General features: G+C 59.7%; 12 protein-coding genes and 1 pseudogene. 6 read left to right on the top strand and 7 right to left on the bottom strand.

The window, feature by feature from the left end; all coding sequences use genetic code 11:
- Nucleotides 1-24: 24 nt before the first annotated feature.
- The 6 genes and pseudogenes from lnt to AC0L4F_RS10655 all read right to left on the bottom strand — a co-directional run bounded on the left by lnt (nucleotide 25) and on the right by AC0L4F_RS10655 (nucleotide 5,225).
- Complete coding sequence (gene lnt, locus AC0L4F_RS10680) at nucleotides 25-1,569, bottom strand: apolipoprotein N-acyltransferase (RefSeq protein WP_244688202.1); 1,545 nt, start codon at nucleotides 1,567-1,569, stop codon at nucleotides 25-27.
- 1 nt (nucleotide 1,570) lies between these two features.
- Nucleotides 1,571-2,488 (bottom strand): hemolysin family protein, encoded by a 918-nt coding sequence (locus AC0L4F_RS10675; RefSeq protein ID WP_244688200.1) that lies wholly within the window; start codon nucleotides 2,486-2,488, stop codon nucleotides 1,571-1,573.
- A 20-nt stretch (nucleotides 2,489-2,508) separates the two neighbouring features.
- Nucleotides 2,509-3,021 (bottom strand): rRNA maturation RNase YbeY, encoded by a 513-nt coding sequence (ybeY, locus tag AC0L4F_RS10670; protein WP_244688197.1) that lies wholly within the window; start codon nucleotides 3,019-3,021, stop codon nucleotides 2,509-2,511.
- Nucleotides 3,022-3,093: 72 nt separating this feature from the next.
- Nucleotides 3,094-4,105 (bottom strand): annotated as a pseudogene (locus AC0L4F_RS10665) (PhoH family protein).
- 200 nt (nucleotides 4,106-4,305) lie between these two features.
- Nucleotides 4,306-4,617, bottom strand: coding sequence for a hypothetical protein (locus AC0L4F_RS10660; RefSeq protein WP_244688195.1), 312 nt, complete (start codon nucleotides 4,615-4,617; stop codon nucleotides 4,306-4,308).
- Nucleotides 4,618-4,628: 11 nt separating this feature from the next.
- A complete protein-coding gene (locus AC0L4F_RS10655; protein WP_244688193.1) occupies nucleotides 4,629-5,225 on the bottom strand; it encodes an OmpA family protein in 597 nt (198 codons plus the stop codon).
- Nucleotides 5,226-5,721: 496 nt separating this feature from the next.
- Between AC0L4F_RS10655 and AC0L4F_RS10650 the strand changes: the two genes are divergently transcribed.
- Complete coding sequence (locus AC0L4F_RS10650; RefSeq protein WP_244688191.1) at nucleotides 5,722-6,063, top strand: hypothetical protein; 342 nt, start codon at nucleotides 5,722-5,724, stop codon at nucleotides 6,061-6,063.
- A 100-nt stretch (nucleotides 6,064-6,163) separates the two neighbouring features.
- Here AC0L4F_RS10650 and miaB read toward each other — a convergent pair whose 3' ends face one another.
- Entirely contained in the window at nucleotides 6,164-7,483 is a 1,320-nt protein-coding gene (miaB, locus tag AC0L4F_RS10645) for a tRNA (N6-isopentenyl adenosine(37)-C2)-methylthiotransferase MiaB (RefSeq protein WP_244688188.1), read from the bottom strand.
- A gap of 167 nt (nucleotides 7,484-7,650) precedes the next feature.
- On the opposite strand from miaB, the gene AC0L4F_RS10640 reads away from it, so the two are divergent.
- From AC0L4F_RS10640 to AC0L4F_RS10620, 5 genes are all read left to right on the top strand, one after another.
- Nucleotides 7,651-8,520 (top strand): glycosyltransferase family protein, encoded by an 870-nt coding sequence (locus AC0L4F_RS10640; protein WP_244688922.1) that lies wholly within the window; start codon nucleotides 7,651-7,653, stop codon nucleotides 8,518-8,520.
- A gap of 64 nt (nucleotides 8,521-8,584) precedes the next feature.
- On the top strand, nucleotides 8,585-10,030 hold the full coding sequence (gene xylB / locus AC0L4F_RS10635) for a xylulokinase (RefSeq protein ID WP_244688186.1): 1,446 nt from the start codon (nucleotides 8,585-8,587) through the stop codon (nucleotides 10,028-10,030).
- Nucleotides 10,031-10,071: 41 nt separating this feature from the next.
- Nucleotides 10,072-10,965, top strand: coding sequence for a DMT family transporter (locus AC0L4F_RS10630; protein ID WP_244688184.1), 894 nt, complete (start codon nucleotides 10,072-10,074; stop codon nucleotides 10,963-10,965).
- A gap of 122 nt (nucleotides 10,966-11,087) precedes the next feature.
- Complete coding sequence (locus tag AC0L4F_RS10625) at nucleotides 11,088-11,780, top strand: cytochrome c biogenesis CcdA family protein (RefSeq protein ID WP_348524085.1); 693 nt, start codon at nucleotides 11,088-11,090, stop codon at nucleotides 11,778-11,780.
- Between the two features lie 16 nt (nucleotides 11,781-11,796).
- Nucleotides 11,797-12,228, top strand: a complete 432-nt coding sequence (locus tag AC0L4F_RS10620) for a thioredoxin family protein (RefSeq protein WP_244688180.1) — start codon at nucleotides 11,797-11,799, stop codon at nucleotides 12,226-12,228.
- Nucleotides 12,229-12,389: the final 161 nt, after the last annotated feature.

Genomic DNA, 12,389 nt, shown 5'->3' with positions numbered 1-12,389 from the left:
CGGTATGCCGCAGGGGCAGCAGGGTCAATCGCTATTGCGTCTTTGCAGCATGATTTGGCTCAAAACGAGAACTAACAGCAACAACGTTAAAGGAAGATCGCCACTGCGTGCGTAGGGTGTTGCGCCCTGCGCAGGCGGCAGCGGCGCGTCCAGATATCCCGCAGTGTTCAGCGGCAGGAAATCAATGATCCTGCCCTTGGCATCAATCACCGCCGACACCCCGGTGTTCGCGACCCGCACCATGGGCAGGCCGGTTTCGATGGCCCGCATGCGCGCCTGTGCCAGATGTTGGTAGGGGCCCGAATTGGCGCCGAACCAGGCGTCGTTGGTCAACTGAATCAACACATCCGGGCGGGGGGTATGGCGCGCGTATTGCGGGAAAACCGCCTCGTAACAGATCAACACCAAAGCTTTGACAGCCCCAAGGTTCAGCGTGCGCGGCCCCGGCCCGGCGGAATACCCGGCCTCGACCCGCGCGGCGAGACCAGTTATCCCCAGCCGCTGCCAAAAGCCGGGAAACGGCATGAATTCCCCGAATGGCACCAAATGAAACTTGTCATATACTGCTGTTACAGCCCCGTTTTCATCGACGTAAGCCGCGGAATTATAGAAATCCGAACCTTCGCTACGTTGTATCCCCAGCAACAACGGGGTCGCCTCTGCCGCCTCGGAAATATAGCCTAGGGTCTCTGCGCCCTCGTTCAATAGGACCGGAACGGCGCTTTCCGGCCAGATCACCAGATCGGGTTTCGGCGCGGCGGCGGAATAATCCACCATGCGGTTGAAAAACACCGGGATCATTTCGGGATCCCATTTCTGATCTTGCGGCGCGTTGGGTTGGATCAGGCGCAAAACCGGCGCGTCCGGCGCCGGTCCCGTCGCATCGTAACTGGTGGCCTGGGTGAGCCCCGCGTACCACAACACGGTGCCAAGACCGAGTGTCAGGCCAAACACCCGTGCCGCCCCCAACAGGGGCAATGTCACCTGCAATCGATGCCACAACCAAACGGGCAAAGCCGCCATGGCCAGGGTCAGCGCGGTCAGACCATAGGGGCCGATCCAGGCCGCCCATTGGGCAAAGGCGCTGTCAATCCAGATGTAGCCGATCAGCGCCCAGGGAAAACCGGTCAACACATAGCCACGCGCCAGTTCCACAACCGCGAGCGCCAAAGCCAACCGCATGGCCCCACCGCCAAGGCGCGCAGCCCCCCAGAAGGCCGGCGCCCAGAACAGCGCCAACCCACCGGACAAGCCAAACAGGCCGAAAGGTGCCAGCCAGCCATAAAGCTCTGGCTCGATCAGGAATGGTTCCACAATCCAGTTCAGCGCAACGGCGAAATACCCGGTGCCCGCCAACCAGCCCAGGATCATCGCCTGTCGTGGGGTTGCCGCGGTCCGGGATGTCGTCACGGTCTGGAACAGGGCCAGCAGAACCGCCAAGGCAAGAAAGGATGGGGCGACCCAGCCAAAGGGCACCTGCCCCAGGGCCACCAATGCGCCCAACAGCGTCGCCGCCGACCCACGGCGCAGAGCACGCGCAGCGACCCAATCGGCGAAACGCGCCAACATTCTATCCCGCCTTGAGCTCGACCGCTTCGGCCTGCGGATGCGGGCTGCTGTGCAGACGGACACGCAGACGTTTGATCCGCCGTGGATCGGCGTCGACGACCTCGAACTCCGGTCCATCGGGATGCGGCACCATTTCGCCACGCGCCGGCACATGGCCCGCCAGCACAAACACCAACCCGCCCAGTGTGTCGATTTCCTCGGCGTCGACCGCATCGGTCGCGGTCAGATCAATGCCGATTTCGGCCTGGAATTCGTCCAGCGGTGTTTTGGCCAGCGCCAGATATGTGCCGCCTTTTTCCTGCGCCCAGAGCTTGTCTTCGTCGACGTCGTGCTCATCCTCGATCTCGCCGATCACCTGTTCGATCAGATCCTCGATCGTGGCAAGCCCGTCGACCCCGCCGTATTCGTCAATCACCAGCGCCATATGGCGCCGTTCGGCCTGCATCTTGGTCAGCAACACGCCAATCGGCATCGAGGGCGGCACAAACAACAGCGGCCGCATCATCGCCTTGAGCGCAAAGCGCCCGCCCGGGCCGCTGTTAAAGCCGTGTTTCAGGGCAAAATCCTTGAGGTGAACCATGCCAAGCGGCGTGTCCAGGGTGCCATCATAGACCGGCAGGCGGCTGAGCCCGCTGTCGCGGAACACATCCAAAAGATCCTCGCGGGTGATGGTCACCGGCACGGCGACAATGTCGGCCTTGGGGATTGCCACGTCTTCGACCGTCAGACGCCGCAGATTGATCATCCCATGTGTCATCGGCATAGGCGCCGGCATCGAGGTGCCGTTCGCCACCTCTGGTGTCACAGGGGTTGGGCGAAACGCCGAAAAAATCCGACGAAAAAATCCGGTTTTCTGAATGGTCTGGGGTTCGGATTGCGCGCGTTGCGCTGCATTAGAAGGGGGATCTGTATCGTCCATCGTCCTGTCCGCTGTGGGCGTCAATCGCCCAATTCGTCTCTATATGGGTCTGAAATACCCAATTTGCCAAGTATGGCACGTTCATGTGCCTCCATGACAGTGGCATCCTTGTCGCGGATATGGTCATAGCCGAGCAAATGTAACACCCCATGAACAACCAAATGGGTCACATGGGCGTCAAACCGCTTGTTCTGATCCTCGGCCTCGCGTTGGCAGGTGCCAAAAGCGATGGCAATATCGCCCAGCGGCTGTGCCTCATCGCCGCCGGTTGGCGGCTCTTCGGGGGGGTGGCCTGCGATCTGGGCGGAAAGATCCTCCTCTGGCCAGGACAGAACATTGGTCGGCTGCGGTTTGCCGCGAAAGTCGGCGTTCAATGTGGCGATGCGGGCATCGTCACAGGCCAGAATTGCGATTTCGAAATGTTCGGGATCAAGGTCCAGATGCCCCAGCACCGCCCGCGACGCGGTTTCGGCCAGATCCGGAAATTCGATCTGCTGCCAATTTGGATCTTCGATAAGTGTTTCCGTCAGCATATGGCACAATTTCGGGGGCGCTGCCCCCGGACCCCCGGGATATTTATCAACAGAAGAAGGGCTGGACCCGCATCAAGGCGCAGCCGCATCCCGTTCATAGGCTTCAATAATCGCCGCAACCAGCGGATGGCGCACCACATCCTTGGATGTGAAATAGTTGAAGGCGATATTGGGGATCATATTGAGCAGCCGCTCGGCATCTGCAAGCCCCGATGCGACCCCGCGTGGCAGGTCGATCTGGGTGCGGTCGCCGGTGATGACCATGCGCGAGCCTTCGCCAAGGCGGGTCAGGAACATTTTCATCTGCATCGAGGTGGCGTTCTGTGCCTCGTCCAGCACCACAAAGGCATTTGCCAGGGTGCGACCGCGCATAAAGGCCAGTGGCGCAATTTCGATTTTCTTTTCTTCGATCAATTTCGCCAGCTGTTTGGCCTGCAGAAAATCATTCAGCGCGTCATAAAGCGGCTGCATGTAGGGATCGACCTTGTCCTTCATGTCACCGGGCAGATAACCGAGCTTTTCACCGGCTTCGACCGCAGGGCGCGACAGGATGATCCGGTCGACATTGCCGTTCATGAACATGTTCACGCCCACCGCCACGGCGAGATAGGTCTTGCCCGTGCCAGGCCGGGCCGATGCCAAAGGCCAGCTCTTTTTCGAACAACGAGCGCACATAGCGTTTTTGCGCATCAGTGCGCGGTTCGATCAGTTTCTTGCGGGTTTTGATTTCCACATGGCCGCCGGGGAACATATCCAGCTGGTCGCCGTCACGGCTGCCTTCGTCCTCTGGCGCCATGCGCAATTCGCGGTCAATGTCACCTGTTTCAACTGTGCGCCCGGCCTCTAGCCGTTGATAAAGCGCGGTAAGGACATCGGCGGCCTGTTGGCGGGCCTCGTCCCCGCCGATCACGGCCAGATGGTTGCCACGGCGCAGAATCTGAACCGACACACGCGATTCAATGGCCGCAAGATTGCGGTCGAATTCACCACACAGGTCGATCAGCAAGCGGTTGTCAGGAAATTCCAGCACTGTTTCTTGCAGGGTGTCCGCTGCGGTCGTGTCATCAAGATGCTGTGGGTCCAATTCGGCCTCCGTCGAATATATGGTAATCAGCAAAGCCGAGACTTCAAGCCTTGGCAAGGGGCCGGTTGGAAAATGTCACCTGGGCTTCATGAATTTGCGGCGTTTTGAGAAAAACCGGGCTTTCCCGTTCACCTTCGCAAACAGAAACAGCCGCAGGACGACCCCCGCGGCTGTTCATTATTCTGGATCGCCAGTGGTGATCAGTTGGGATCGGGAATAAACGACCCGCCCTTGAAATCACCGGCAGTATATGTCGGCGGGGCGACACCGGAACACACCGGTTTGCCGTAGCGGTCAAGCCGATTGACCTGATACCCTTCGACACCATCATCCGAGATCCAGTGGTCGCAACCATCAGGATCCACAAAAATGCCCCATTTCAGGGTTTTCAGCGAATGGTCATTGATGCCGCGATCCACCGTTTTGTCGGCAGGATAGCCGCGCACGCCTTCGTCGCAGGCAGCGACAACAAAGCCCAGCGACAGGGCGGCACAGAGTTTGACGATTTTCATGTCGCGTCCCCTTACTGGAAGCACAGGATTTCAACGCGGCGATTGCGGGCCATGCCGTCGCGCGTACTATTGGTGGCGACGGGGGCGGTTTCGCCCATGCCACGCACGTCGACAATTTTCGCACCAACCGATTTGGCGACCTTGGCGACCGAAACCGCGCGATTGTAGCTCAAACGTTGGTTATATTCGTAGCTGGCGCGGCTGTCGGTGTGACCAACAATTGTATAGGCAAACGCAGACGAACTCTGAAAGAACTGCTGCAACCGGGCGCGGCCCTGGGAATGGATACGATAGCTGTCCGTGGCAAAGAACTGATCGGCATTCAGCACACCGCAGGAGGTCACATCATGACAGATGGGCGTGCCTTTGCGGGTCAGCCGGTTCGATGCATAGCCTTCGGCGCCATCATCTGCGGCCCAGACCTCGCAGCCATCCGGTGTCAGCACGATTTCCGGAATATATTGGCCCCTGTCCCGTCCGTTTTGTGACGGTGTGTCACGCGTAAACGCCTGCGCATCGGCCATGCTGGCCGAGAACAGGGCAACAACAGCAGCGGTGGCGCAACCCATGGCAGCGGCCCGAAAGGCTTTGGTGATAAAAGTCCCCACAGCTTTTTGTCCCTTGTTAAAGTGTTTCCCCCGAGGGGCCCGCCGCAAAGAGAATCAATCCCAGCGGAACCCTAACTCATTCTATATTCAACACTTTAACAAACAATCCAGAGGTGTGAAGGAAAAAATCCAGATATTGCGGGGGTTTGGCGGATGTTCCGCTATATCGGCGATTATTTGACTTATCCACAGCGGTCAGAGTGCAATGTTTCTCAGGCAGTTAGGTCGCTCTGTTCATCCTGGCCGCAAAAAGCAGCAGCGATTTCGCCGGTGACAAATGACCCGGATTTGCGAACAATTCCGATTGATACGTCGGATTGATGTCAATTTGTAACCAAAGAGAAAAACCTCTTTGGAAAGTGTTAACAGAAGATTAATCTCGCAAGCAGTCACGTTGCACCCTGTCACGGCGCAGCCCATCTGCCGGGCCACGATCGTGCGCAATGCGCTTCCCAGGCCAAAGCATTTGGCCGCACCATTCGATTAGGAATACACCATGAAAAAAGCAATTGTCCTGGCTGCCGTCTGTGCGGCCTTCGCGGCCCCTGCGATGGCGGGTGGCAAGCACAAACACAGCCACCACGGCGCCTATGGTCCGACCGGGACGCAAATCGTTGTCAGCTGTTTTCGGGGCCCGTGGAACGACGTGATCTGGGATCGCCCGAATCCGGTGTTCATCGACAGCCTGGTGGCGATTGGCTATGACTTCCCCAACGCCCATGCGATTGCAGAACGGGTCTGCCGCGACCCGGCGTTGGTCGGCAACCCCGAGGGGCTGAAATCAACGATGCTGCGGATTTATTACGACCGCGCGTCGCATCGCAAGCACAACTACTAACGCCTGGTCGATCCGAACAAGCACGACCCAGACGAACATGAGCAAAGGGCGGGGTCACCCCGCCCTGGCCTTTCCCCGGCAATGACGCGGGGCGCCGCGCTCAGGCCAGGACGCCCGCCAGTGAATTGGTCAGGCTTTCGACGACGCGCACGCGGGCGGTGTCGCCGCGCGCGACCTTGGCATCGGTGACATGCACCGCATGAAGATATTCGGATTTTCCGACCATCTGGCCCGGCATACGCCCCGACTTTTCAAACAGGACCGACACTTCGCGCCCGACCATCGCATCCTGAAGGGCGCGTTGTTGTTCGCTGATCAGCGTCTGAAGCCGTTGCAACCGTTCGCTTTTCACCGCTTCTTCGACCTGAGGGCGTTCGGCAGCGGGGGTTCCGGGGCGGGTGGAATATTTGAACGAATAGGCCGTGCCGTAGCGCACTTCGCGGATCAGATCGAGCGTCGCCTGAAAATCCTCTTCGGTTTCTTCCGGGAAGCCGACAATGAAATCGCCGGAAAAATGCATATCAGGCCGCGCCACCCGCAGCCGTTCAATCAGACGCAGATAGCTCTCGGCCGTATGGGCCCGGTTCATCCGCTTCAGGATCTTGTCAGATCCGGCCTGTACCGGCAGATGCAAATAGGGCATCAGCTTCGCGCAGTCCGCATGGGCGGCGATCAGATCGTCCGACATGTCGTTGGGATGGCTGGTGGTATAGCGAATGCGTTCCAGACCGTCGATCTCGGCCAGACCGTCGATCAGCCGCGCCAGCGACCAATCCCCGCCCTGCCCCGCACCATGATAGGCATTCACGTTCTGCCCAAGCAACGTCACTTCGCGCACACCGCGATCGACCAGCTCGCGGGCCTCGTCCAGAACCTGTGTCACCGGGCGTGACACTTCGGCGCCCCGGGTATAGGGCACAACGCAGAAGGCACAGAACTTGTCGCAGCCTTCCTGAACAGTGAGAAAGGCGGTGGGGCCACGGGCCGCCTTGGGCCGGGATTTCAGGTGCTCGAATTTGTCTTCTTCGGGGAAATCGGTGTCCAATGCCTTGGACCCGTCCCGCGTCTTGGCCTCCAGCTCGGGCAGGCGGTGATAGCTTTGCGGGCCCACCACCAAATCGACCATCGGCTGACGGCGCATGATTTCCTGTCCCTCGGCCTGGGCGACACAGCCCGCAACGCCGATTTTCAGATCCGGCTTGGCCTCTTTCAATCCCCTGTAGCGACCTAATTCGGAATAGACCTTTTCCGCCGCCTTTTCCCGAATGTGACAGGTGTTCAGCAGGATCATGTCCGCGTCTTCGGGGCTTTTGGTTTCGACATAGCCCTGCCCGCCCAGCGATTCCGCCATCCTTTCGCTGTCATAGACATTCATCTGGCAGCCGTAGGTCTTGATAAAAAGCTTTTTGGGGTCGGACATTGTCAAATCCTTGGGCGCGTCATAAGGCCGGTCTGAGGGCAGGTTAGAAGGCGTCTAGGTACAGCAAAAACCACCTGTCTTGCAATGCACACAAAATTCACCGAGTTTGCGGCAAGCTTCGGGGTGTCGATGCAGCGAAATTTCAAGATCATGGCAAAATGACAGACATGCGGTTTTCCTCTCTCCTGGACTTTCTGGCGCGCGGCAAGGCCGTTCTGGCCAAAGGCCCGGTTGCGCTGATCCTGTGCGAAGACGATGTTGAAATTGCCTCGACGCTGCGCCACCATCAGCATCTTGGGTTCAAGACAATTGTAGGCTTCATGCCCGACCGGGTGAACCTTCCCGATGATCTGAGCGATGGCATCTGCCGTGTCGATCACACCACCGCACGGGATGGCGGGATCGAGGCATTGGTCAATGCGGTGATCCCGGTCGCGGGGACCAGCTGGCTCTATTATTGTTACAATGCGGAATATCTGTTCTATCCGTTTTGCGAAACCCGCACCATCAGCGAAATGCTGACCTTCCACGCCGAGGAACGGCGCGATGCGATGTTGACCTTTGTGGTTGATCTTTATGCCCAGGATCTGAACAAATTTCCCAATGCTGTGTCACTGGACGACGCCCAGATCGACCGCAGCGGGTATTATGCGCTGGCCCGCCCGGACCCGAAGAACCATGGTCACCCCAAAGAACGACAGTTGGATTTCCACGGCGGTTTGCGCTGGCGGTACGAGGAACATGTGCCCCCCACACGGCGCAAGATCGACCGGGTGTCGATTTTCCGTGCCAAACCCAAGCTCACGATGCGTCCGGACAACACCTTTGATGACGAGGAATTCAACACCTACGCCTGCCCCTGGCACAACAACCTGACGGCGGTGGTTGCCTCGTTCCGCACGGCCAAGGCGCTGAAACTGAACGCCGGATCGACCTTTGATATTCACCAGTTCACCTGGAAAAACTCTGTGCCCTTCGAATGGCATTCGCGGCAATTGCTGGATTTAGGGTTGATGGAAACCGGCCAGTGGTTTTGAAACATGGCACGGGCGCCACGACACCCGAGCGACAGAGACATCACTGCGAAGGGGAATTGCGATCATGAGCTATCTTGGCATTGATCTGGGGACATCGGGATTGCGGGCGCTTTTGGTGACAGAAGACGGCGCGCCGCTGGGCGCGACGGAACGCCATTACCGCGCCCATCACCCCCATCCGGGCTGGTCGGAACAAGACCCCGCCGACTGGATTGCCGCTCTGGACAGCGCGATCGAGGAACTGCGCACCACCTGCCCCGGATTTGCCGACCTGCGCGGCATCGGCGTGGCCGGTCATATGCATGGCGCGACCCTGCTGGATGGCGACGGCAAGGTGCTGCGCCCCTGTATTCTGTGGAACGACAGCCGCGCCAGTCAGGAGGCCGCGCGCCTTGACGCATTGCCGATCCTGCGCGCCGAATCCGGCAATATCGTTTTTCCGGGCTTTACCGCGCCCAAGCTGGATTGGGTCCGCACCCATGAGCCCGAGCTGTTTGATCAGGTGGCCAAGGTGCTTTTGCCGACGGCCTATGTCAATTTCCACCTGACCGGCGCCTATGTCGCCGATATGTCCGACAGCGCCGGCACCTCCTGGCTGAACACGGGGCGACGGGATTGGTCCGATGACCTGCTGGCCGCCGGTCACATGCGCCGCGACCAGATGCCAAGACTGGTCGAAGGCAGCGAAGAAGCCGGACAATTGCGCGAAGAGCTCTGCCAAAAATGGGGATTGCGCGGCCCGGTGTCGGTTGCCGGCGGCGCTGGGGACAATGCGGCGGCGGCCTGTGGCATTGGCGCGCTGAACGAAGGTCAGGGATTTGTCTCGCTCGGCACCTCGGGTGTGCTGCTGGCGGCACGCGATGGCTATGCCCCGGCACCGGAAACTGCGGTGCATACCTTTTGCCATGCCGTGCCCGGGCAATGGTATCAGATGGGCGTGATGTTGTCGGCGACCGACAGTCTCAATTGGCTGGCACAAATCACCGGGGCCACGCCCGCGGAACTGACTGCGCCGCTGCGGGATTTGCAGCCGCCGGGACAGGTCCGGTTCCTGCCCTATTTGTCGGGCGAACGCACACCGCATAACGATGCCGCCATTCGCGGCAGCTTCACCGGGCTGTCCACCGCCACCAGCCGCGAGGATATGACCCGCGCGGTGCTGGAAGGTGTGGCCTTTGGTCTGCGCGACAGTTTCGATGCGCTGGTCCAGACCGGCGCACGGATCGAGCAATTGATTGCGCTGGGGGGCGGCAGCCGGTCGGATTATTGGTTGCAATTGATCGCCACCGTGTTGGGCGTGCCACTGGCGCTGCCGGCCGATGGTGAATTCGGTGCGGCCCTGGGGGCCGCGCGATTGGGCATGGCCGCCGCGGGCGCAAATTGGCAGGACATCATGACCCCGCCCGACATCGCAGGCGTGGTTGCCCCCAATACAGAATTGCAGGGCGCCTATGATGCGGCACATGCCCGGTTCCGCGCCGCCTATGGTCCGACCAAGGTCGTGCAATAACGCCGCTTTTCATTCCCCACCCTCCGCCATAGGAAGAGCCCATGGATTTACGTGCGATATTGATGGGCCTGGCTTTTGCCGCCATGTGGTCTTCGGCCTTTACCTCGGCCCGGATCATCGTTGCCTATGCCCCGCCGATGGGGTCTTTGGCGCTGCGGTTTCTGGTGTCCGGGGTGATCGGGATCGCCATCGCATTGGCCATGGGCCAGAACTTCCGGCTCAGCCGCTTGCAATGGCGGGCGACGCTGGTGTTCGGCATATGCCAGAACGCGATGTACCTTGGCCTGAATTTTGTCGCCATGCGAACCATCGAAGCTTCACTGGCCTCGATCATCGCATCCACAATGCCGCTTATGGTGGCGCTGGCGGGCTGGGTGTTCTTTCGCGAAAAACTGCCAAGGCTGGCGGTGGCCGGGCTGGTCGCCGGGTTTGGCGGGGTCATGGTGATCATGGGCGCGCGGATTGGCGCCGGTGTCGATATGTTTGGCCTGACGCTGTGCATGGCCGGCGCGGCGGCGCTGACAATTGCCACCCTGTCGGTCCGCGGCGCATCATCGGGCGGCAATGTGATGATGATCGTCGGATTGCAGATGCTTGTGGGGGCGGCAATTCTTGGGGTGGCGTCCTTTGCATTGGAATGGCCGTTTGAGGTCCAGATGACAACGTCATTGGTGCTGGCCTTTATCTACACCACATTTGTGCCCGGTCTTTTGGCCACCTTTGTCTGGTTCACGCTGGTCAACCGCATTGGCGCGGTCAAGGCCGCAACCTTTCATTTCCTGAACCCCTTCTTTGGCGCTGCGGTTGCGGCCGTGCTGCTGAAAGAAAACCTGGGGCTGCTGGATGTGATTGGCGTGGCGATTATCGCCGCGGGTATCCTGGCGGTGCAATTGTCGAAACAACGGGCGCCCAAGACGCCACGGTCGACCCTGTGACCTTGTGTTCCTGTGTTCCTGTGTTCCTGTGATCCTGTGATCCTGTGATCCTGTGATCCGGGGCGATCACCCACTTGTCAGATGACATTTCAACCGCCCGAGGCAACAAAAGGGCGATGGAAATGTTGTTTGCATATGGCGCGGGGCTGCTGACCCTGATCAACCCCTGCGTTCTGCCGGTGCTGCCAATTGTGCTGGCCACCGCCCTGCAATCCGGGCGATCCGGGCCGCTGTGGCTCGCGGCGGGTATGAGCCTGTCTTTTGTCGTGCTGGGTGTATCCGTGACCGCATTCGGCCATTTGATCGGGCTGCATTCCGACCATATTGCCCAGGCTGGCGCGGTGTTGATGATTGTGTTTGGCACCATGCTGGTGATCCCCCGGTTTTCCGCCGCCTTTTCAACGGCAACTGCGGGTTTTGCAGCCAGCGCCGATGGACAGCTTGATCAGATCGACCGATCAAGACCACAGGGCCAGTTTCTGGGCGGGTTGCTGTTGGGGGCGGTTTGGTCGCCCTGTGTCGGGCCGACGTTGGGCGGGGCCATCGCCCTGGCAAGCCAAGGCGACGATCTGCTGCGCGCCACGGGGATCATGGTATTTTTTGCGGCGGGCGTGTCGACCATCATCATCGCGCTGGCCTATGTTGCACAAAATACAATGGCCCTGCGCCGCCTGGCAAAAGTATCACGCCCGGTGTTGGGCGGCGTTTTCATTGCGGTTGGGCTGGCGCTGCTGTTCCGATTGAACCATGTCATCGAAGCCTGGGCGCTACAGAATATGCCCAACTGGCTGATCGACTTTTCTGTGATCTTGTGAACCCGAGGACCCCGATATGCATCGACGCGATTTTTTCCAACTGAGCGCAGCTTTCCTTGCAACCACAGGCAGCGGACTGTTGCCGCATGCCGCTGGTGCGGCGCCTTTGGCTTACAAACCCGGGATGCTGGATGCGCGGCTGGACGCGGGCGAGACCCTGTTTCTCGATTTCACCGCCAGCTGGTGCAGCACCTGTCATGCGCAAAAGCGGGTCATGGACAAGCTGAAGGCCGAGAACCCGGCTTATGAAGCCAACATCACCTTTATCGAGATTGACTGGGATCTTTATGGCCGCTCCCAGATGGCTGCGCGGATGCGGATTCCGCGCCGCTCGACGCTGGTTGTTCTGAAAGGCGACGATGAGCTGGGCCGTGTCGTCGCGCAAACCCGTGAAGAAAAGATCCGTGAATTGATGGACATTGCGCTGAACGCGGCGACCTCTGCCTAAGGAGGGACAGGTCGAATTCCCCCAAGATTTCTTGCGACACGTCAGATCCGGCGGTGCTTTCTTTGGTGGGTCTGACGCCGATGGATCTGATCGTTGGGGTCTTTTCCCGCGCCGGGGCGATCGGGAAATAGTGTCCGGGCACGGCATCCAACAGGTCTCCG

Source organism: Marinovum sp. J2-8 (assembly GCF_055808435.1).
The sequence above is the reverse complement of the archived record's forward strand: the minus strand, read 5'-3'. Positions and strand labels throughout refer to the sequence as shown.